The following is a 21261-nucleotide window of genomic DNA, read 5'->3' on the forward strand; positions in this document are numbered from 1 at the left end:
GTAAATGCCGATTATTGAGGTTGAACATCTAATGAAGGACTTTATGATTGCCAAGCGAGAGACAGGCTTCCTTGGCGCTGTGAAGAGCCTTGTCAAAAGAGAACATATTAAAAAAGAAGCTGTGAAGGACATCAGCTTTTCGATCAATGAAGGGGAAATGGTCGGCTATATCGGACCGAATGGCGCCGGAAAATCCACCACCATCAAAATGCTGACGGGCATTCTGGTTCCAACCTCCGGAAGTGTGAAGGTGAGCGGCATCATTCCATACGAAAACAGACAGGAAAATGCCAAGAATATCGGAGTGGTTTTCGGCCAGAGAACACAGCTATGGTGGGATCTGCCTACTATCGAATCGTTTGAGCTGCTGAAGGAAATCTATCAGGTTCCGGATACGCGGTATAAGGAAAATATGGACACCTTCACCGAGATACTGGGGCTGGATGAATTCCTGAACACGCCGGTCCGCCAGCTCTCCTTAGGGCAAAGGATGAGGGCTGACATTGCCGCATCCCTGCTGCATGACCCGCCTATCCTGTTTCTGGATGAGCCGACGATTGGCCTGGATGTCGTCGCAAAGGAAAAAATGAGGACTTTCATAAAAGAGATTAATAGGGAGCGCAGCATAACCGTCATTTTAACCACCCATGACATGGAGGATATTGAAAAGCTCTGTGAGCGGATGATCCTCATCGACCATGGGCAAAAGGTGTATGACGGGGAGATTGCAGTCGTCAAGGAGCGTTTCGGCAAAACGAGGACACTCATCGTGGACCTGGAGGAATCATCACACAGCCTGAAGCTTAAGGGCGGTGAAGTGTATAAAGAAGAAGCAAGCCGCTTCTGGATCCGGTTTAACCGGGATGAAGTGTCAGCTTCAGGACTGATTGCGCAAATTACCGAAACACATAATATCAAGGATCTGACAGTGGAAGAGCCTGCCATCGAATCGATCATCAGCCGCATTTATCAGGAGGGCTATCAGGACCTGCCGGAAACCGTAAAAGTGTAAAAAATAGGCTTGGTCAATATATCAATATTTTCTGAAAAAATGATATACTATATAGAGGTGATCAAAATGATTCTCTATTTGCTGGGCTTTTGTGCAGTATTGCTGGGAACAGGCATGTTTGTGGACTGGTGGCATAGAAAGCATGGGGTCGACGATTTTGACCCTGGGGAAAATGAAAAGCATGTATCTGAGTCAGAGAGAGCCTACATGGAGTCCTATATGCATAACATGAAAAATGATCATCATAATGGAATGTAAGCCTCCCGATGAGGCTTCTGCTCATAATAGAAGAGCATGGCGGGTGCCATGCTCTTTTCGTTTTAGAAAAATAAGAATCCCATGGAAATGATCACGCCGCTGACCAGGAGAGTCAGCACGCAGAATCCCATGATGTCTTTCGCCTTTAACCCCGCAATGGCGAGTGCCGGCAGCGCCCAGAAAGGCTGGATCAAGTTGGTCCAGGCATCACCCCATGCGACCGCCATGGCTGTCTTAGGTATGGAAGCTCCCATTGACTGAGCCGCTTCAAGCATAATCGGAGCCTGAACAGCCCACTGTCCTCCGCCTGAAGGAACGAAGAAGTTCACAAGCCCCGCGCTTAAAAACGTGAAGAAATGGAACGTGTAATCATTTGAAATGCTGACAAACGCTTCGGACATCACCGCCGCCAGTCCTGAGGCAGTCATCATGCCCATGATTCCGGCATAAAACGGGAACTGAATAATGATTCCGCTGGCTCCTTTTACCGCATTCAGGACCGCTTCGAGGAACTGTTTTGGCGTGCCGTGGAAAAGAATCCCCAGGAACAGGAACAGGAAGTTCACGATATCAAGATTCAGAGTAAAGCCATTTGATGCGAAATAATAAAATAAGAACGCAAGTCCAAGAACCCCCGCAAGCAAGGAAATGATGCGGCTGTTTTCCAGGCGTTCAGCAGGTGTCATCGCCTCTTTTTCGAGTGCAGCTGCCTGGATGTCTTCTTGAAGAAGGGCAGGATCAACCACGATCGTTTCCTCTTTCGATGGCATCATAAAGCGGTTTACAAACGGCAGAACCAATAATAGGGCGACAACAATAAAAATATTGAAGCCGGCGAAAATCGTCTGGTCAGTAGAAATGACGCCAATCATATCTTCAGAAAAGTGGCCCGGCGTAGCAATGGTTAATGGAATCGAGCCGGAAATTCCCCCGTGCCAGACAACGAATCCTCCGTAAGCGCTTGCAATTAACAGGCGATAATCCACATTTTTCACCTTTTTGGCAAGCTCTTTTGCAAACAAGGCACCGATTACAAGGCCGAAACCCCAGTTAATTAAACTTGCAACCATCGACACAAATGACACAATCAGGATGGCCTGGCCGGGTGATTTGGCCAAGGATGCCAGGGCGCCTAACCCCTTTTTAAACAGCCTGCTGCTGGCCAGCACATGTCCTGTGACTAAAACCAGCACCATCTGCATGGAAAAAGTCAGGAGACCCCAAAACCCATTTCCCCAATGCTGAACCATCTGGTAAGGTCCATTATCTGTAAAAATCAAGCCTAATCCAAAAACCGCAAAAGTTAGGATAATGACAAATAAAAATGGATCCGGCAAATACCGCTGCATAATGCGGTTAAAAAATGATACCAGTACCCTCATGCTGCAACCCCCTAAATAATTTTTTCTCGAACCTAGTATACTTTCTTTAAAATTCAGTTTATTCCTTCTTTTCTGAAATAATTCTTGTATAAAGGCGGGGCAGGCAGCTGTGGGGCAGTTTGTGAAGGTGGAATGAGATTAATAGATTGAATCGCGGGGAAGACTTCGGACTCAGGAAAGAGAAAAGCTGGTGTTAGAGTCAGAACCCGGATCAACTTCTGACACAAAAAGAGAAAAAGGGTAGCTTAGAGTCAGAACCCGTTGCAACTTCTGACACAAAAAAAGAAAATAAGCGGCTTAGAGTCAGAACCCAGATCAACTTCGGACACAAAAAGCGAAAATGGGCGCTCCAGAGTCAGAACCGGGATCAACTTCTGACACAAAAAGAGAAAAAGAGCGGCTTAGAGTCAGAACCGGGATCAACCTCGGACACAAAAAGAGAAAAAGGGCGGCTTAGAGTCAGAACCCAGATCAACTTCGGACACAAAAAGAGAAAAAGGGTTGCTTAGAGTCAGAACCCGGATCAACTTCTGACACAAAAAGAGAAAAAGGGTTGCTTAGAGTCAGAACCCGTTGCAACTTCTGACACAAAAAAAGAAAATAAGCGGCTTAGAGTCAGAACCGGGATCAACTTCGGACACAAAAAGCGAAAAACGGCGCACCAGAGTCAGAACCCAGCTCTACTTCTGACACAAAAAGAGAAAAAGGGCGCACCAGAGTCAGAACCCAGCTCAACTTCTGACACAAAAAGCGAAAAACGGCGCTCCAGTGTCAGAACCCAGCCCAGCTTCAGACACAAAATGAAAAATCCGCGCCACAGTGTCCAAGCCGCCAGTTCCCCGCAACACCCCCCAACAAACAAAATCAAAAAAACAGACCCCCTACCAGAGGTCTGCCCAATTATTTTTTCCGCTTAACAGGTATTGTCTCCCTGCGCAGCATTTTCAATAACGATATACACATGAAAATAAGGATGATGGTGAATGGAAGCGCCGACACCAGCGAGGCTGTCTGCAGGCCTTCGAGTCCGCTGCTTAAGAGCAGGACTGCGGCAATGGCTCCCATTAGCAAGCCCCAGACAATCCGCGGGAATAGCGGCGGGTTCAGGGTGCCGTTAGCGGTCATAACGCCCAGGATATACGTTGCCGAGTCAGCTGATGTAATCAAGAATGTCAAAATCAGCAGAATGGACAGCACTGAAACCAAAAAGCTGAAAGGCAAATGGTTATAGGTCTGGAACAGCGCAGAAGTCACATCATTGTTAACGGCTTCCGCAATCTGTGTGCCGCCGAATAAATCAAAGTGCAGCGCTGTACCGCCAAATACGGCAATCCACACAAGCGCGATGAACGGAGGAACGATCAGGACGCCGACAACAAATTCGCGGATCGTTCTCCCCCTGGAAACACGGGCAATAAAGGCGCCGACAAAAGGGGACCAGGCAATGGCCCATGCCCAGTAAAAAATTGTCCAATCGCGGATCCATGTGCCTCCCTTGTAGGGGGTTAAGCGCAGGCTCAGCTTAATAAAGCTTGAGATATAGTCGCCGATTCCAAGTGTAAAAGTATTTAAAATAAACACAGTCGGGCCGGTAACCAGTACAAAAATCATCAAGGCCAGTGCCAGTCCGAGATTGATGTTGCTCAAGTATTTGATTCCTTTATCAAGACCTGTCGAGGAGGACAGCAGAAACAAAGAAGTCATTACCGCAATAATCAGAATCTGAGTCATAGTGCTCTGCTCAATGCCGAATACTGCGTCAAGGCCGCCGTTAATCTGCAGAATGCCCAGTCCAAGCGAGGTCGCAACCCCCATGACTGTGGCAATAACGGCCAGGATATCAATGACCTTTTTCAGCAGGACAGGATCTTTTTTCTTGCTGAATAAAGGAGTTAAAGTGGTAGAGATCAGTCCGTTTTCTCTCCTCCTGAATTGGAAATACCCCATGGCCAGTCCCACGATCGTAAACACAGACCATTGGCTGACTCCCCAGTGGAAAAACGAGTAGCCCATCGCCTCGCGGGCGGCTTCAGCTGTTAAAGGATCCATGCCTTCCCTTGGCGGAGTGAAATAATGGCTCATCGGCTCTGCAATTCCCCAGAAAACCAATCCAATCCCAAACCCTGCACTGAATAACATCCCGATCCATGTGAAAAATGGATAATCTGCTTTATCTTCATCATTCCCAAGCTTGAGGCGGCCATATTTGCTGACAGCCAAAAAAATACAGAATAAGACAAAAAACAAGACCGAAATTAAGTAAAACCAGCCAAATGCGTATGTAGTAAAATTGAAAGCTTTTGTTGCACCACTGGCGAACAGATCAGGAGCCAGGGCCCCCAGTAATACTAAGAATGTTATAACTACGGCTGAAACCCAAAATACACTGTTTATACTGCCGGATTTATCATTCAATAAAATCCCCCCTAAATATGAATCACATTTGTATTTTGGCCTTCTTTTCTGTCTAATCATTCATTGGGATTTGTAAAGTGCAGGTAAAATGGGATTAAATAGAAGGGGAAAAGCTGTCCGAAAACGGAGAAAGCACAAATCTCTTTGATACCTTACCCTGAACACGATGACATAAACCCGTTTTGATGGAAAAAGGAGTGCTCTTATGGATATCCAATTATTAACTGAGCTTTTTGAAGAAAACCGGGACAAAGAAAAAGCGATCCCCATGCAAAACTATATGAAAAACCACTTTCCCTTCCTGGGAATCAAGTCACCTGAAAGAAGAGCCCTGTTAAAGGAATACTTCAATAAGACAGGCCTGCTGAAGCAGGAGTTTAATCCAGCATTTGTGGAAGCCTTATGGACCATGGAGGAGCGTGAATATCAGGCTGCCGCCCTCGATTACATAGGGAAATTCACCAGGAAACTGGACAAAAGCCATCTGGCATTTGTAGAAAAACTGGTTACAACAAAATCCTGGTGGGATACTGTTGACATGCTGGCCACCCACGCAGTGGGCGCCATCGCGGCCAAAAACCCGGAAGTCATCCCCGAAAAAATAGAGGGATGGGCGACCAGCGAAAACATGTGGCTCCGCAGGACTGCCATCCTATTCCAGCTGAAATACAAAAACGGCACTGACGAAGAGCTGCTCTACCGCTACATCCTTCTAAACAGTGAGAGCAAGGAATTCTTCATCCAAAAAGCCATCGGCTGGGCGCTCAGGGAATACTCGAAAACAAATCCCGAGTCAGTAAAAAGGTTTATTGAATCAAACACACTTGCAAAATTGAGCATCAGGGAAGGGAGCAAGTATGTAGGCTAGGAAGAGCAATTATTTAAACTAAGCGTAAGAACATGATAGAATGGCAAATAAGTTTTTTAGAAAAATACTACAGCCAGAAGGTGAATCTTAAATGATCAAATGTATTGCCAGTGATATGGACGGAACGCTATTAACCGCCACACAGAAAATTACGCCTGAAAATTTAGAAGCCATTAAAGCCGCACAGGAAAAAGGGGTTGAAGTGGTCATCGCGACCGGGCGCTCCTATTTCGAAGCAAGCTTCGTCCTCGATGAAGCCGGAATTTCCTGTCCGATTATTTGCGTAAATGGGGCAGAAGTAAGAGCCTCGGACGGGAAAGTCGTATCCTCCAGCCCGCTCGATAAGGACCTGGCCAAAAAAGCAGCCTATATCCTTGTTCGGAACAATGTGTATTTCGAGGTTTACACCAACCAGGGTACCTATACCATTGATGAAGACCGCGGCGTGTCCATTATTGTCGACATCTTTTTAAGCGGAAATCCGGAAGCGGATATTGATGAAGTGACCAAAGCGGCACAAGAGCGCTTTACAAAAGGGCTTGTCCATAAAGTGAACAGCTATGACGAGCTTTTCAACAGTGACGAGCATCAAATTTACAAGCTGCTGGCCTTCTCCTTTGAACCGGATTTTCTCGTTTCCGCGAAAGAAGACCTGCTGAAGCTTGAAGGCATGGCCGTAAGTTCTTCAGGGGATGAGAACCTGGAGCTGACAAGTGTGAACGCCCAAAAGGGAATTGCCCTTGAAGCATTTGTGAAAGAAAAAGGAATCTCGCTTTTGGAAACCATGGCCATTGGCGATAATTATAATGATTTGTCCATGTTCAAACGCGCAGGAAGATCGGTTGCCATGGGAAATGCCGATGACATCATTAAAGCACAATGCGATGCGGTAACATCCGCAAATGAAGAAAGCGGTGTAGCAGAGGCAATCTGGGAAGTCCTGAAGTAAATTTCAAGGGAGGCTGAAGGCTGGATGAAACAGGTGTTAGGTTTAGGGCTGCTCGTCTTGGGCCTGCTGGCCGGGTGTTCAAGTGCAGGCGAGAATGATAACGGGAAGCAAATCGAGGATCAGGAGGCCAGCCTTCCTGCCGGTTCAGAGCCGGAAATAGTAGCAGATGAGCTTGATATTCCCTGGTCCATTGCCAAAGCAGGCGAAACCTTTTACATGACGGAAAGACAGGGAAGCATTGTGAAGGTCGAGGACGGAAAGAAAGAACGCCAGAAAGTGGAGCTGGCAAAAAAGCTTTCTACCGCTTCTGAAGCAGGCTTGCTCGGCTTTGTGCTGGCCCCTGATTTTTCACAATCAAACGAAGCGTACGCCTATTACACCTATGAAAACACATCAGGCCAGTTTAACCGGATTGTCATCTTCAAGCTTCAGGATGGGACTTGGAAAGAGGACAAGCTTTTGCTTGATAAAATTCCAAGCGGGCAGTACCATCATGGCGGCCGGCTTGAAATAGGCCCGGATGGAAAGCTTTATGCAACGGCAGGCGATGCTGCGACCGATCCCGAAATTGCCCAGGACGTGAATTCCCTCGGAGGAAAAATCCTAAGAATGAATCCCGACGGCAGCGTACCAGCGGATAATCCGTTCAGCGGCTCTTATGTCTACAGCTACGGCCACCGCAATCCGCAGGGGCTTGCCTGGGCTGAGGATGGGACTTTATATGAAAGTGAGCACGGCCCATCAGCCAATGATGAAATCAATAAGATCCTTCCCGGGAAAAATTACGGATGGCCCGTCATAAAAGGGAACGAGAAGAAGGAAGGCATGGAATCTCCGCTGTTTACCTCGGGGGATGACGAAACCTGGGCTCCTTCCGGGATGGCCTATTATAAAGGCAAGCTTTACACCGCCGCCTTAAGAGGTAATGCCGTTCTGGAGTTTGATCTGGAAACGAAGAATGTCAGAAAGGTTGTGTCGAATTTAGGCAGAATCCGCGATGTCTTCATTGAAGGGGATGTGCTTTATTTTATCAGCAATAATACAGACGGACGCGGCAATCCGCTTGAGAAGGATGACAAGCTTTATAAAATTCAGCTTTCCGATATATAAAAAAGCCTGGCAGCAGTGCCAGGCTTCAGTTTTTAGCTGAAAGTCCATGCATGATGAATTGTATGGTCAGCTCGATTTCTTTTTCATCATCCCAGTCGGCTTCAGGCAAGATTAAATACCTCGCGATAAGAAAGCCGAATATCGACGTAAAGGTCATTCGGACGGCACTATAGGGCGGGATATCAATCACTTGCCCTTTTTTCTGGTAGAATTCAGCCAAACTGGCAAAACGATCGAATACTTTCATGGCGATATGCTCTTTAAACTGTTCCTTGAGTTCAGGGTGGAACGGAATTTCCTGAATCAGGATCTTGATAAGAGGCATATTGTTTTTAAGGAACTCGATCCGGTTTTCCATCATGGCCCGTAAAAAGTCTTCAAAATGTTCATATTTATGATCGATGACTTTATACAAATCTTTAATGACGAACGGAGCAATCAGCTTTGCCATCATCGGCGAAACGATCCCCATCAGCAAATCCTTTTTGGTTTTATAGTGCCTGAAGATGGTTCCTTCGGCTACTCCTGCCTTCTTGGCGATTTCGCTTGTCGAAGTGGCGGCAAAGCCCTTTTCAGAAAACGATTCAATCGCAGCCATGATAATTTTCTTCTGCTTCTCCGTAAGCTTTTCTTCTTCCTGAAATAACTCTTCTAAAATGGAATCCTGCTCTGGCATGGTAAGCTCCTTTATACGTGCAAAATCTATAGCTTTATTATAAAGGAATGAAATTATAAAAAGAAATTTTATATTTTCCGGTACCGTCTTAGGGCAGCAATATTCAGAACCATAAAGAGCAGGGAGAAAGCGAGCAGCATCAGCAGATCTTTATAAATCATATCCCATCCAAAGCCTCTCACCATTACATTTCGTAATGCTTCAGCCGCATAATATAAAGGTGTGAAAGGGCCGACCCAGCTGAGCCACTCTGAAATGGTCTCAAGATTGAACAGCCCCGAGAAAAAGATCTGCGGAACCACTATAATGGGAATGAATTGGATCATCTGCAGCTCATTGTTGGCAAACGATGACAGCAGGATTCCCAGAGTCAATGCTGTCAGCGAAAGAAGCAATGTGATCAGAAGGACATAGCCAAAAGAGCCTTCCATCATCATGCCAAGCACATAGATTGTGTACCAGGCAATGATGGCTGCCTGGATCATCGTGAAAATCCCAAATCCAATAATATACCCTGTAACAATTTCCCACTTCCTGAGCGGACTGGTCAAAAGCCGTTCGAGTGTTCCGGTGGTCCTTTCCCTTAAAAAGGATACCCCGGCAATCAGGAATACAAAGAAAAAGATAAAGAATCCAAGCAGAACCGGCCCGAAATAATCAAACTGCCCCATGTCCCCGGAGCCGAATAAATAATCGGTTTTTACTTCCTGATTCCCGCCATTTGGCTGCAGTGGCTTCAATGCACCCTTAACCCATCTCATCACAGTCCCGTTGATATTTGGGTCACTGCCTTCGAGAACGACTGACGGCGGCGTTTGATCAAACATCAGATACGCATCCAGCTTCTTGTCTGATAAGTCCTTTTCCGCGAGCTTCTCTGTTTCATAGTATTCGAGCTTGGCATGTTCCAGGTTGAGCTGAGCCTCTATTTTTTCAGGCAGATCCACGAGGCCGATTTTTGGCGTATATTCATCTCCGTTAAACACAAGATGAAGCATGGTCATGACCAGGATCGGGGCGAGGATCAATAGAGCCATTGTCCGTTTATCTCTTACAATCTGGCGCAGTATTCGAATAACCAGAGCCATAATCCTCATGTTAGGCACCCCCATATGCCAGGAAGGCATCTTCTATATTGGCCGCGCCTGCTTGCTGCATTAATTCTTCCGGTGTCCCTGCTGCAATGAGCTGTCCGTCTCTGATCATGCCCAGCCTGTCGCACTTTCCTGCTTCATCCATGACATGAGTGGTCACAAGGATGGTAGTCCCTTTCTCCTTCAGGCGTTTAAACGATTCCCAGATGCTTCTTCTGAGGACGGGATCAATTCCTACAGTAGGTTCATCAAGAATGAGGAGACCGGGACTATGCAGAAGGGAAATGGCAAGGGAAAGTCTTCTCTTCATACCTCCTGAATAGTCGGAAACCATTTTATGAAGGTGGTCTGTTAATGAAACCAATTCCATCACCTCATTCATCCGCTGCCTTTTTTCTTTGCCGCCTAAACCGTACAGAGCCGCAAAGAATTCCAGATTTTCCTTTGCTGTTAAGTCGGTGTACAGAGCATCGGATTGGGCCATGTAGCCGATTCGTTTGATCAGGTCCAGCCTGGGCATTTTTTCGCTGAAAATATAATTTTCACCCTGTGCCGGCTCCTCGAGGCCTGCCAGCTGTTTAACAAGCGTCGTCTTGCCTGCTCCGGATGGACCGAGCAGGCCGAAAATCTCCCCTTCATAAATCTCAAGGCTGATGTCATTTAGAACCTGATGTTTTCCGTAATTTTTGGATACATGTTGAATGGAAACGATTGGATTATTCATTTGTTCACTCCTTTTTCAAAAGTGAGTAATCACTCACTCCCATCGTAAATGAACCACCGCCTGTTTGTAAAGTGAGTAATCACTCATTTCGGTTAATATTCTGCTTAAGATGATCGTTTTGTGAGTTAAGTCACTTCTTCACAAGCGGGTCTCAGCTAAAATACTTCTTAAGAATGGTAAAAGCGGGGGATGGGAATGGAATATGAAAAGCAGGATCATAGGCCGTTAATCAACGAATTTTTAGGCAAGATTGAGATTTTTAAAGAGCTCCCCATTGAATCTCTAGAGCGGATCGATAATCGAATTATTAAGAAAGCTTATTTAAAAGGCGAAAGAATTATGTCTGAATATGAGATTGCCCAGGGAGTTTACTTTGTGCACTCCGGCATTGTGAAGCTGACCAAGCAGGATGAACATGGAAATGAGCTGATTGTCTGCATTAAGAAAAAGGGCGAAATATTTGCTGAAGCCAACCTCTTTAATCAGGAGGGCCATACGTATCCTGCGACAGGTACCATGGTGCAGGATGGTGAAATCTATTTTCTGAAGACCGATGAACTAGAGCAGGAGCTTCTGTATTCGCCGGAAATGGCCGTACAGATTATCCGCTTTATGAGTGAATCTCTACGTGATATGACCTCGATTATGAGGGATATTGCGCTGCTTGATGTGTATACGAAGACTGTCCGGACTTTGGAAAGACTTGCGGAAAAGTTCGGCGCCAACTACTGCAACCGGATGCACCTTGAGCTTCCGATAACCGTCCAGGAATTCTCCACCCTTGTTGGAACGTCCCGGGAAAGTGTCAGCCGTGTTTTTTCCAGGCTGAAAAAAGAAGGCATCATCGAAATTACAGGCAGGAAAATCGTTATTGTGGACTGGTGCAAATTTTGCTCCCTTTACCGCCAGAAGCTGTAGGGGACCGTCTTTACTCCAGCCTGCTTTTTTGTTATATAATAGAGTCATAGACTTATGACTCTGAGGTGCAAAGCATGGCTGATTTTCGTTCGAGTGAGATTATCAAAAAACCTGTACATGACGTATTTGATTATATGATTAAGATGGAAAATGTCTCTGAACTTATGCCGTTTGTTGTGAAAGTGGAAAAACAGACCGAGGGTGAGACCGGAAAAGGAACAAAGTTTGTGGAAACACGCATGGTCAGAGGGAAAAAGATCAGCGCAGAAGTTGAAATCATTGATTTTGAACAGGACAGAACCTATACCACCCGCAGCAATGCCAATGGACTGATCACCGAATATAAATATGATTTTCATGAAATAGAAGAAGGAACCCAGGTGGAGATGGAAGCAACCGTCAAAACCAGCGGGATTGTGGCCAGATTGACGAAGCGTTTTATCGTGAATATTGTGAAGCAGGAAGACGGAAGCCAGCTTCAGTATTTGAAGGAAATGATGGAGAAGTAGCAGAAAAGGGAGCGGAAGGCTCCCTTTTCTCTATATTTTATAAGTCCAAAAGCGCTCTTTATACATTCTTGCCAGTACTTCCGGATCCTGATTTTTGATGCTTTCTTCCATGTTCGCTGCCATCAGCTGTGTCTGGGAGGCATGCGCCTTAATGGCGGCGATTTTCCGGTCGATAACCGCACTTACATCATTGACCACATCAGCCTGGCCGATTTCTTCCTCACAGTTATTGGAGAAGGCGACACAGTGAACCTTCGGACGCTTGTCAGCAGGCAGGTCTTTTACCGCACGGATGACAGCAGCTCCTGTCGCGTCATGGTCCGGGTGCACAGCATACCCCGGGTAGAACGTGATGACAAGGGAAGGGTTCGTCTCGCCGATAATGGCTCCGAGCCTGTTCGCGAGCATTTCCTCATCTTCAAATTCGACGGTTTTATCCCGGTACCCAAGCATCCTTAGATCCTGAATGCCCAAAACCCTTGCTGCTTCCTCCAGCTCTTCTTTGCGGATTTTCGGAAGGGTTTCTCGTGTGGCAAACGGGGGATTTCCCATATTGCGTCCCATTTCTCCAAGCGTCAGGCATGCGTAGGTGACGGGTGTGCCATTATCGATATGTAAGGAAATCGTTCCTGATACGCCAAATGCTTCATCATCCGGATGAGGGAAGATGACGAGTACATGTCTTTCCTTTTCCATCATGGTCGTGCTCCTTTCCTTTCATGTCCTCTTATTCAAAAGGAGTTTCACTAATTTGCAGGGCGACTGCCAGCTTGCCGCTGAAATCATGGCCGGCTAAAAGGAGCCTGTTCTCTTCATCCACTTCAAAGTGGGTAATTCCTTCAGCATACACCCAGCCAAAATTCATTTTCAATCCAACCCGGTAAGGGCCCTTGCCGGTGACCTTTCCATGTTCATAAACCAATTGGGCATTGCGGATATAGGCGCCTGAAGAAAAGAAGGTTTCATCAAAATGGGAAGCGTATGCCCCGTTTGTTGTTTCCAGATGAATAAAGACCTCTTTCCCGGCAAGACGGTCGATCTCTTTTTGCACATGTTCCATTACTGCTGGTTCCATTTAATAGTCCCCCTTTCATATTATCTTTCTGTTTATCTTACTAAAAAAGGGAATGAAAAGCGAAAAAGTAATCTCATCGTGGACCGCTAAATTAATATCGCGGGAATTTATTTTTATCTGCTAAACCGCCCATAGCCAAAAGAACAGAGCCCATCCGGACTCTGTTCCCCTCATTTTTATTCTGATTCAGTACGGCCTGCGCCATATTTGCGGTATGCACCCGGCATGGTCGGGCCCACATATTCATTTAATTGGAAGCCATGGTTGATGGCCGCAGTAATGAAGTCCTTCGCTGTTTGAACGGCTTCTTTGACAGGCTTGCCTTTTGCAATTTCTGCTGTGATGGCAGAAGAGTAGGTGCAGCCGGCGCCATGAGTGTAAGTCGTTTCAACGCGTTCGCTCTCATAAAGAGTGAACTCTTGTCCATCATATAGAAGGTCGACGGCTTTTTCGTGCTGAAGCTTGCTGCCGCCCTTGATTAATACATATTTAGCGCCAAGTTCATGAATTTTAACAGCTGCTTCCTTCATGTCTTCAACCGTCTTGATCGGACCGGTTTTAGCCAGCTGCCATGCTTCAAACAGGTTTGGTGTGACCACTGTTGCAAGCGGGACAAGCAAATCTCTTAATGCTTCGTTCAATTCAGGATGAATCGGCTCATCTTCGCCTTTGCAGACCATAACCGGATCGATGACTACGTGATCCAGGCTGTTTTCCTTAATAGTCTTTGCGGCAATTTTGATCACTTCTTCAGAACCGAGCATGCCTGTTTTCATTGCATCGATTCCTGTCGAGATAATCGTTTCGATCTGTGTTTCCAGAATATCTGTAGAAATCGGGAACACGTTGTGGCTCCAGTTATTTTTAGGGTCCATCGTCACGATCGTAGTCAGCGCAGTCATTCCGTAAACGCCAAGCTCCTGGAATGTCTTAAGATCAGCCTGGATGCCGGCGCCGCCGCTCGTATCCGAACCTGCGATGGTCATTACTTTTTTCATTGTCATATGCCTAATTCCTCCTTGCTGATATCTTTTACTAATTATAACAATAAGTGAAAAAGGGAAAAACTATAACGAATCGATTAGATGATTTCTCAGCATTAAGTTGTCCGCTATTGTTTTCAAAAATACAAAAGAGATCAATGAAACAAAAAAGGAGCTATTCCTCAAAGAAGAATAACTCCAGGCCAGTCTTTTAATTTACAACTTCTACATCGCTTTTCTTCACGAATCCTAAACGATGGTTGTAAAAAATCTGATAGTATTCATCATTTCCTTTTACAACCTTATTCGTAGCCGGATCATTATAATACTTTGCATGATAGTAATCGGACTGAATTGGTGCTGTTGCTGTATAGATTTGGCCAGCCGGCATCTGGTATAGAACCTGTGCTTTTCCTCTTGCCCATTCTGCAATTCCGGCCTCATCGTAAGCTGCGTCGTCCGGATAGGCAGCACCATATACAGGAATGGAATCAAGCCCTTCTTTTGGCGTGATGAGGGTCCCGCTGCCTGGGACACTATTTTTATTGTTCGGATTATAGAACCAGGCTTCTTGGCCACCGTAGTAAATAGCTGTCCAATCGCCTTCCTGCCCGGCTTTAAAGAAACTCTGTCCAATCGCAGCTTTATTGCCCCAGTCATTAATATTTTTTGTGCTGGTGCCGCCGGGATGAAGCAGGGGATCACTGACCAATGGCGCCTCAAAGCCAGGTTCGCTGTATAAATGAATCAGGCTTGAAGACTCAGGTTCCTGTTTAATTCCTCTGTACGTAAAGTCTGGCTGATTTGTATTGAAATTTGGGCGGATTGTGACGATATTACTGTCTTTGTCTCCGCTGCTTGGATTAATGGAAGCTCCAAGAAGGTCGAAAAAGTGTCCCCAATCCCAATAAGCGCCCGGATCCCAGTGCATGCTCCTGTGTTTTGCTGCTGTTAAGCCAGGTATCTCATCATGGCCGATAATGTGCTGTCTGTCCAAAGGAATGTTAAATCGGTCTGAAAGGTATCTTACAAGTTTTGCAGTAGAGCGGTACATTTGCTCACTGTACCAGTCTGCGCCTTCTGCAGCATACCCTTCATGCTCCAATCCGATCGAATGCATATTAAAATACCAGTTTCCTGCATGCCATGGCACATCTTCAGGACGTACCATCTGGGTGATTTTTCCGGTCTCTGAATCTATGACATAGTGTGCACTAACGTAGGACGGATTCTGGAAGTGGCTGATGGCGGATTCAGCCGTGCCCTCAATATCATGAATAATAATATAGCGAATATCTAAATCGTCCTTTGGCCGATTGGCGATATCGTAGTTGCCGTAATTACTTGTGCTGCTCGAAAATTGCTTATAAGCAGCAGGAATGAAAGTGCAATCAAGGCCATTGGGACAGTCGGTATTTGTGTATTTGGTGTTGCGAAGAGGGATAGTGCCAGCTGTAGTCTTATTTGGTGTAATTTCCTTGGCGTTTAATACGACTCTTTGTCCATCAAGGTTTTTTCTGGCAGCACCTTGCTGAATGGTCTCAAAGACTTGATCTGCAAAGTCCTTAGCAATGACTTCCTGATCTGTTCCGCTGTATTTAACGACGGCACCGTACCAGTCTGCTTCATCGGAAGGAAGTTCCCCTGTCGTTTGGCGTGCAAACTCTGCTAAAAGAGCTGCCCCGCCCCGGATATTTTGTTCAGGGTCTTTTTTTAAGGCTTCCGGATCTTCATTTAGAAGGTTTGCGGCTGTTTTAAGCATGCTATTCTCATTATCTGAAGTTTCAATGATTCCGTCGTCATGCTTGCCCCTGGCGCTCATGTCGGCTGGCAAGTCTGCAAGATTCATAAGGCCATAGCCTCCGACCTCACTATGGCCTTCATGGTGCTCCCAGCGTGACTGGTTATAAGCGACGGCGAGAAGGACAGATTCAGGTACTCCAAATTCCTTCGCCGCTTTTTCAAATGCCTTTTGCAAGTGGTGCGATTCAATGCTGTTTTCTGTTGATGCTGCGGAAGTTGCGCTTGGTGTAAAGTCAGCGGGGATAGCCAAGAGGCTTGCGGTTAAGGAGAACGTTAAAATGGCTGATGATAGCTTTTTAAATCTCAATGTATTCCCTCCCGTATATAGAAATATAGGGAGTTCTTTCTAATAGCTGAAGGGTTATACCTGCACAAAACATGTCAAATGATTCCATCGGTTTATAGGTTTTTCTAAAAAAAGGTAATTGGTAGCAGAATAGAGATAAGAAGAAAGTAGGAGGGATCCAAAGCGATCCGCACAACCAGCAGGCCTTTATCAAAGAAACACTTTGGATTAGATGGTAAAATAAAACGATAAGGATAGAATGGCGCTGTTCCACATCACACAAAGTCAGGTGAAGAATATGAGTACAACAGGCATTATTTTGGCAGGAGGGCATTCGAGCCGTATGGGGGAGAATAAGGCTCTGCTAAAAATACAGGGAAAAACAGTGATTGAACGCATCGCAGATTCATTGGCTTCTTATACATCCCAGGTGATCATCGTTGCGAATAAACAGGATGAATACCGGTTTCTTGGGCTTCCGATAGTCAGTGACAAATGGATAGAAAAAGGTCCGCTTGCAGGAATTCAAGCAGGGCTGTCAGCGTCATCAACCCAAAAAAATCTGATTGTTGCCTGTGATATGCCTTTCCTATCTGTGGATTTAGGAAGAATTCTTCTAGAAGAATTAAACAGCCGTCAGGCCGCTGTACCGGAAATGGAAGGCCGCCTTCATCCTCTGTTTGCAGCTTACCGAAAAGATGCTAAAGAAGCCGCTGAACAAGCTTTGATGAATAATCAATTAAGAATCCGTGAATTTTTAAATGAAATAGACACTGCCATATTAAGAGATGAAGAACTGAAGAAGAGAGGTTTTCTAGCCAGGGATGCCTATTTTTTTAATATGAATCATCCGGATGAGTATCGGCAGGCACTAAAAATGGCAGCTGAAGAGGAAGGAAAATCAAATTAAACAATCAGCCATTTCACTTCCGGCACAGGATATGTCAAAATGAAACAAATAAGGCTAGAAGAGTTTTTTTCTATAAATGAGGTGATTCCATGAATTTTGAGATTTCAAAAGAACCAATCGATATTCAAAGTGTGATCGATAAAGTGGTGCAGCGGGAAGCAGGAGCGATTACGACCTTCATCGGAACCGTCCGCGAGCTGACTCACGGCAAAAAAACACTGTACTTAATCTATGAAGCATACGAAGCCATGGCTGTGAAAAAACTGGAGCAGATTGGAACCGAGATAAAAGAACGCTGGAACGGGGCAGAAGTGGCGATTACCCACCGCACAGGCAAGCTGGATATTACCGATGTAGCGGTGGTCATTGCCGTTTCTACTCCACACCGTGCCGATGCTTACGAAGCAAACCGCTATGCGATTGAAAGAATTAAAGAAATTGTGCCGATCTGGAAGAAGGAACATTGGGAAGACGGCGAAGAGTGGATCGGCAATCAGCTGGAAACAGTAGCATATCCAAAAGGGAAACCGGAGGCGGAGGATTTAAATGAATAAAATTATGTTTTTTGCTCATTTGCGGGACCGTGTTGGAGAAGAGTCTGTAACAAGGGATGTCAGCGGCAAAACCATCGCTGAGCTGAAACAGCTGCTTGAGGAAGAATTCGGGCTGAAGCTTGATTCAGTCATGGCAGCGGTGAATGAAGAATTTGCTTCAGATGAAGAAGTCATTCAGAACGGAGATACGGTTGCGTTTATCCCTCCAGTCAGCGGCGGGTGATGCATAGAGAGGAGTGACCCTATTGTCTGAAAGGTATTCACGCCAGACCCTGTTTGCGCCAATTGGAAAAGAGGGGCAGGAAAAAATCCGCTCTAAGCATGTGCTGATCATCGGCGCCGGCGCACTTGGTTCTGGAAATGCGGAATTGATGGCGCGTTCCGGGGCCGGCAAACTGACGATTATTGACCGCGATTATGTCGAGGAAAGCAATCTGCAGCGCCAGCAGCTTTTTGCAGAAAGCGATGCCGCGGAAAAAATGCCGAAAGCGGCTGCTGCAGAAAAACGGCTTAAACAGATTAATAGCGAGGTTGAGATCCGCTCGATTATTGGTGATGCTACTCCGGAGAAGCTGGAAGAGCTTGCTGAAGGGGTCGATCTGATTCTCGATTCAACTGACAACTTTGAAACCAGAATGGCTATTAATGATATCTCTCAGAAATATTCTATTCCGTGGATCTATGGAGCCTGTGTCGGCAGCTTTGGCATGAGCATGACCATCCTTCCGGGGAAAACGCCATGCATGAATTGCTTACTGAAAAAAATCCCGATCCAGGGGATGACCTGTGACACCGGCGGGATCATTGCGCCTGCTGTACAAATGGTCGTCGCCCATCAGGCGGCAGAAGCACTGAAAATTCTGGCTGAGGACTGGGAAGCAGTCCGGACCGCCATGGTCAGTTTTGATTTATGGCGAAACCAGTACACAAGCATGAAGGTGTCAAAAGCGAAGGATGAAGGCTGCTTATCCTGCGGAAAAGAACGAACTTATCCTTATCTGCAGGCGGAAAACATGATGAAATCCACCGTTCTCTGTGGAAGGGACACCGTTCAGATCCGCCCTCCGAAAGAACTGGAAATCGAGTTCACGGAAATCGCCCGGCAGCTGAAATCACTCGGCTATCAGGTAAAAGGCAATCCATATCTGCTTTCCGTCGAGATGGAGGAGCAGCGGATGGTCCTTTTTAAAGACGGACGCGCCCTGATCCATGGCACAAAGGATTTAGCGCAGGCGAAGTCCATTTACCAGCGGATTATGGGATAAGGTGAAGCTTCAATCAGTGAGGTTGAACCAAAACTAGTGCTTATTGATCATATATAACCCTCTGCCTTTTCTGTAAAATAAAGACAAAAGGGCAGAAGAGGTTACCAATGATTACATTTATGTATTTTATCGGGTATTTATTTGATCAGCTGCTGATTAATTTTATTGGGTTCGTTATGATTCTATACAGTTTTATCATGCCGGTTACGCCATTGTATAAAAACAAGCGTCCTGCCGATCTGATCGTCCATATCAGCCGGATTCTTTTCGCTATCATTCTCCCGTTCCTGAACTTCTTCTACTTTTTATTCAATAGCGGAGATTGGGCGACAGGAAACGGCATGATAGCGCCGGAGCATTTTTATACGTTTATCTGGATTCAGGCAGGGTTGATTGTATTGCCTGAACTCGTATTTTTCCTATTGTCAAAAGTCAATATAACCAGAGTATGGTGGTATGCACTGTACCCGATTCTGCCTATAGGGTTATGGGTTTGGATGTTTTAACGGCACAAAAAAAGCGATGAAAAAAATCATCGCTTTTTTTATATTACTGTCTTGCTACAGCGCCGACCCCCGAGGTGGGGGGTGAGCAAGGCGCCGCCGCTTTTCTAATTATTTTGCTTCATCTGTACCCACAATAACTAACTTGCCTTCATCCAATACTTTTTCATATTGTTCTGCTTCTACTGTTGTTAACCCAACAGATTCAAATTTTGAACGAAGCTCATCTCCGCGCTTTTTGAAGACATTTCCGACAGAGTCGAATAAGCCCTGTTCCTTCATGCCGACTTCGCCTGTATCTGTCGCATCAGAAAGGTGCTCGGAGCGATCCTTGTCATGTGCGAAAATATAGATGTTGTCCTTATTGAATCCCTGGCTTTGCAGCATTCCAATCGCATCAGTAGCTTGTACACCATTTTCGACAACTTCGATTTTATACATATATAACATCCTCCTTAAAAGATTTAGCAGATTTATTTTTCAGGGCAGCTCTTCCTGCCCGTTCTATATATTACATATCCGCTCAGAGATTTTTTAAACATGTATGCAAGAATGCTAGATTATGGCATGATAGCCAATGGGTATGAGAATAACAGTTCAAATAAGAGGAGGGAGAGCTGGCAAATGAAGCGTATCTTAAGAAATGACTGGCAGGAAATTTTGGCAGAGGAATTCGGGAAGCCCTATTATCTTCATCTTCGTGAATTTTTGAAAAAAGAATATGAGGAGCAGACCATTTACCCGAAGCAGGAGGATATTTTCAATGCACTCCAATATACGGCTTATAAAGATGTAAAGGCAGTGATATTGGGGCAGGATCCTTATCATGGACCGGGGCAGGCACATGGATTAAGCTTTTCGGTTCAGCCTGATGTAAAGCTGCCTCCTTCACTGAAAAATATATTCAAGGAAATGCAGGAGGATCTGGGCTTCAATGTGCCAGATAATGGCTATTTAATAAAATGGGCTCAGGAAGGGGTACTGCTCCTGAATACCGTTCTGACCGTCCGCAAAGGGCAGGCGCATTCGCATAAGGGGCAAGGATGGGAAACGTTCACCGACACGGTTATCCAAAAATTGAATGAGCGGGGACAGCCCATTGTTTTTATCTTATGGGGAAAACCGGCACAGGAAAAAGAAGTGCTGATTGATGCTTCCAGACACTTTATCATAAAATCTCCTCATCCCAGCCCGTTTTCGGCCAGAAAAGGTTTTTTTGGGAGCAGGCCATTTTCAAAGACGAATGAGATCTTAAAGAAGCTTGGAGAGGAGCCGATTGACTGGCAGATTCCTAATCTCTGATTCGTTTCGCCATGTTTCACGTGAAACATACCGTTTTTTGCAGGAAGTGCTCGAAATATGCTCTGTGCATAAAGGAGAAATGAAATGAGTTCACAGAAAATCGATTGTTTTAAGTGTAAATATTTCTATGTGACCTGGGATCGGAACCATCCAAAAGGCTGCAGGGCGTTTCAGTTTAAAACAAGGCAGCTGCCCTCTCTCGAAGTTTTCCGGGCATCCGGCCATCCCTGTTTGCGTTTTGAAAAGAAAACCTGATAAACTTTATATGCCGGTCATTCTGGCCGTTTTTAGGCAGGCAGTTTCCCTCCCGGAATGCGGGGGATAGACAAGCATTGCTTTTTTATAGAAAGAGGTGTAGAGGTTGAATATCTCTGTTCAGAAGCTATTAGGAAAGATGGAAAAGGAATTGCTGGAAGCGAAAAGCAGCTCTTCCGACGCCAGAATCAGAGAAAGAGTGCAGGCGATCAAGTCGTTATGCGAGCTGGTTTTGGATGAGTCGGATGCAGGAAGTGCGGCTGCTGTTTCGACTATTAGCCATACATACAATGCGCCGCCAGCAGCTCAGCCGGCGAATCTGCAGCCAAAGAAAATGCAGATGGATGATGAGGCGAACGGCGATTCATTGTTCGATTTTTAATAAGGCTGTTTTCGCAAAGTTTTTTGCT

The 21261-nt window shown here is 45.7% G+C and carries 24 protein-coding genes; 14 read left to right on the forward strand and 10 right to left on the reverse strand.

The genetic code is table 11. The features are described 5' to 3' along the window. The first annotated feature begins 4 nt into the window (after positions 1 to 4). Together CHI10_RS04610 and CHI10_RS04615 are read left to right on the forward strand one after the other, a co-directional pair. On the forward strand, positions 5 to 1012 hold the full coding sequence (locus CHI10_RS04610; protein WP_095243157.1) for an ABC transporter ATP-binding protein: 1008 nt from the start codon (positions 5 to 7) through the stop codon (positions 1010 to 1012). Positions 1013 to 1078: 66 nt separating this feature from the next. Next, positions 1079 to 1270 (forward strand): hypothetical protein, encoded by a 192-nt coding sequence (locus CHI10_RS04615; RefSeq protein WP_095243158.1) that lies wholly within the window; start codon positions 1079 to 1081, stop codon positions 1268 to 1270. 62 nt (positions 1271 to 1332) lie between these two features. On the opposite strand, the gene CHI10_RS04620 is transcribed toward CHI10_RS04615, so the two are convergent. After that, the gene (locus CHI10_RS04620) at positions 1333 to 2652 is read right to left on the reverse strand and encodes a short-chain fatty acid transporter (RefSeq protein WP_095243159.1); all 1320 of its coding nucleotides are present in this window, start codon (positions 2650 to 2652) and stop codon (positions 1333 to 1335) included. Positions 2653 to 3552: 900 nt separating this feature from the next. Beyond that, positions 3553 to 5067: a BCCT family transporter gene (locus tag CHI10_RS04630; RefSeq protein ID WP_286137180.1), complete on the reverse strand. Its 1515-nt coding sequence runs from the start codon at positions 5065 to 5067 to the stop codon at positions 3553 to 3555. Between the two features lie 205 nt (positions 5068 to 5272). Between CHI10_RS04630 and CHI10_RS04635 the strand changes: the two genes are divergently transcribed. From CHI10_RS04635 to CHI10_RS04645, 3 genes are all read left to right on the forward strand, one after another. Next, a complete protein-coding gene (locus CHI10_RS04635) occupies positions 5273 to 5935 on the forward strand; it encodes a DNA alkylation repair protein (RefSeq protein ID WP_095243162.1) in 663 nt (220 codons plus the stop codon). Positions 5936 to 6026: 91 nt separating this feature from the next. Continuing rightward, positions 6027 to 6884, forward strand: a complete 858-nt coding sequence (locus CHI10_RS04640; RefSeq protein WP_095243163.1) for an HAD family hydrolase — start codon at positions 6027 to 6029, stop codon at positions 6882 to 6884. 24 nt (positions 6885 to 6908) lie between these two features. Then, positions 6909 to 7994, forward strand: coding sequence for a PQQ-dependent sugar dehydrogenase (locus CHI10_RS04645; protein ID WP_095243164.1), 1086 nt, complete (start codon positions 6909 to 6911; stop codon positions 7992 to 7994). Positions 7995 to 8019: 25 nt separating this feature from the next. On the opposite strand, the gene CHI10_RS04650 is transcribed toward CHI10_RS04645, so the two are convergent. The 3 genes from CHI10_RS04650 to CHI10_RS04660 all read right to left on the reverse strand — a co-directional run bounded on the left by CHI10_RS04650 (position 8020) and on the right by CHI10_RS04660 (position 10488). Then, the gene (locus tag CHI10_RS04650) at positions 8020 to 8670 is read right to left on the reverse strand and encodes a TetR/AcrR family transcriptional regulator (RefSeq protein WP_095243165.1); all 651 of its coding nucleotides are present in this window, start codon (positions 8668 to 8670) and stop codon (positions 8020 to 8022) included. Positions 8671 to 8738: 68 nt separating this feature from the next. Further along, positions 8739 to 9767, reverse strand: a complete 1029-nt coding sequence (locus CHI10_RS04655; RefSeq protein WP_095243166.1) for an ABC transporter permease — start codon at positions 9765 to 9767, stop codon at positions 8739 to 8741. Between the two features lies 1 nt (position 9768). Beyond that, positions 9769 to 10488, reverse strand: a complete 720-nt coding sequence (locus CHI10_RS04660) for an ABC transporter ATP-binding protein (protein WP_095243167.1) — start codon at positions 10486 to 10488, stop codon at positions 9769 to 9771. 195 nt (positions 10489 to 10683) lie between these two features. On the opposite strand from CHI10_RS04660, the gene CHI10_RS04665 reads away from it, so the two are divergent. Both CHI10_RS04665 and CHI10_RS04670 read left to right on the forward strand, forming a co-directional pair. Further along, entirely contained in the window at positions 10684 to 11406 is a 723-nt protein-coding gene (locus CHI10_RS04665) for a Crp/Fnr family transcriptional regulator (protein WP_095243168.1), read from the forward strand. A 74-nt stretch (positions 11407 to 11480) separates the two neighbouring features. Next, the gene (locus tag CHI10_RS04670) at positions 11481 to 11915 is read left to right on the forward strand and encodes an SRPBCC family protein (RefSeq protein ID WP_095243169.1); all 435 of its coding nucleotides are present in this window, start codon (positions 11481 to 11483) and stop codon (positions 11913 to 11915) included. Between the two features lie 30 nt (positions 11916 to 11945). Here CHI10_RS04670 and bshB2 read toward each other — a convergent pair whose 3' ends face one another. The 4 genes from bshB2 to CHI10_RS04690 form a co-directional block, all read right to left on the reverse strand. After that, entirely contained in the window at positions 11946 to 12611 is a 666-nt protein-coding gene (gene bshB2 / locus CHI10_RS04675) for a bacillithiol biosynthesis deacetylase BshB2 (protein ID WP_179288954.1), read from the reverse strand. A gap of 31 nt (positions 12612 to 12642) precedes the next feature. After that, positions 12643 to 12990: a YojF family protein gene (locus CHI10_RS04680; RefSeq protein ID WP_076257016.1), complete on the reverse strand. Its 348-nt coding sequence runs from the start codon at positions 12988 to 12990 to the stop codon at positions 12643 to 12645. 176 nt (positions 12991 to 13166) lie between these two features. Beyond that, a complete protein-coding gene (gene pdxK, locus CHI10_RS04685; RefSeq protein WP_095243171.1) occupies positions 13167 to 13994 on the reverse strand; it encodes a pyridoxine/pyridoxal/pyridoxamine kinase in 828 nt (275 codons plus the stop codon). A gap of 190 nt (positions 13995 to 14184) precedes the next feature. Continuing rightward, positions 14185 to 16083 (reverse strand): N-acetylmuramoyl-L-alanine amidase, encoded by a 1899-nt coding sequence (locus CHI10_RS04690; RefSeq protein ID WP_095243172.1) that lies wholly within the window; start codon positions 16081 to 16083, stop codon positions 14185 to 14187. Positions 16084 to 16360: 277 nt separating this feature from the next. Between CHI10_RS04690 and mobA the strand changes: the two genes are divergently transcribed. The 5 genes from mobA to CHI10_RS04715 all read left to right on the forward strand — a co-directional run bounded on the left by mobA (position 16361) and on the right by CHI10_RS04715 (position 19297). Beyond that, positions 16361 to 16972, forward strand: coding sequence for a molybdenum cofactor guanylyltransferase (gene mobA / locus CHI10_RS04695; protein ID WP_095243173.1), 612 nt, complete (start codon positions 16361 to 16363; stop codon positions 16970 to 16972). 89 nt (positions 16973 to 17061) lie between these two features. Next, complete coding sequence (locus CHI10_RS04700) at positions 17062 to 17526, forward strand: molybdenum cofactor biosynthesis protein MoaE (RefSeq protein ID WP_095243174.1); 465 nt, start codon at positions 17062 to 17064, stop codon at positions 17524 to 17526. Then, positions 17519 to 17749, forward strand: coding sequence for a molybdopterin converting factor subunit 1 (gene moaD, locus CHI10_RS04705; RefSeq protein WP_048009471.1), 231 nt, complete (start codon positions 17519 to 17521; stop codon positions 17747 to 17749). The genes CHI10_RS04700 and moaD overlap by 8 nt, the downstream gene beginning before the upstream one ends. A gap of 22 nt (positions 17750 to 17771) precedes the next feature. Beyond that, on the forward strand, positions 17772 to 18791 hold the full coding sequence (locus CHI10_RS04710; RefSeq protein ID WP_095243175.1) for a thiazole biosynthesis adenylyltransferase ThiF: 1020 nt from the start codon (positions 17772 to 17774) through the stop codon (positions 18789 to 18791). A 107-nt stretch (positions 18792 to 18898) separates the two neighbouring features. After that, on the forward strand, positions 18899 to 19297 hold the full coding sequence (locus CHI10_RS04715) for a hypothetical protein (RefSeq protein ID WP_095243176.1): 399 nt from the start codon (positions 18899 to 18901) through the stop codon (positions 19295 to 19297). A 108-nt stretch (positions 19298 to 19405) separates the two neighbouring features. Here CHI10_RS04715 and CHI10_RS04720 read toward each other — a convergent pair whose 3' ends face one another. Further along, positions 19406 to 19735, reverse strand: coding sequence for a YflT domain-containing protein (locus tag CHI10_RS04720; RefSeq protein WP_048009468.1), 330 nt, complete (start codon positions 19733 to 19735; stop codon positions 19406 to 19408). A gap of 183 nt (positions 19736 to 19918) precedes the next feature. Between CHI10_RS04720 and CHI10_RS04725 the strand changes: the two genes are divergently transcribed. Continuing rightward, positions 19919 to 20596: a uracil-DNA glycosylase gene (locus CHI10_RS04725; RefSeq protein ID WP_095243177.1), complete on the forward strand. Its 678-nt coding sequence runs from the start codon at positions 19919 to 19921 to the stop codon at positions 20594 to 20596. Between the two features lie 361 nt (positions 20597 to 20957). Beyond that, a complete protein-coding gene (locus CHI10_RS04735) occupies positions 20958 to 21233 on the forward strand; it encodes a YwdI family protein (RefSeq protein WP_095243178.1) in 276 nt (91 codons plus the stop codon). The last annotated feature ends 28 nt before the right edge of the window (positions 21234 to 21261 follow it).

This window comes from Bacillus sp. 7894-2 (assembly GCF_002272225.1).
Lineage (GTDB): Bacteria > Bacillota > Bacilli > Bacillales > Cytobacillaceae > Cytobacillus.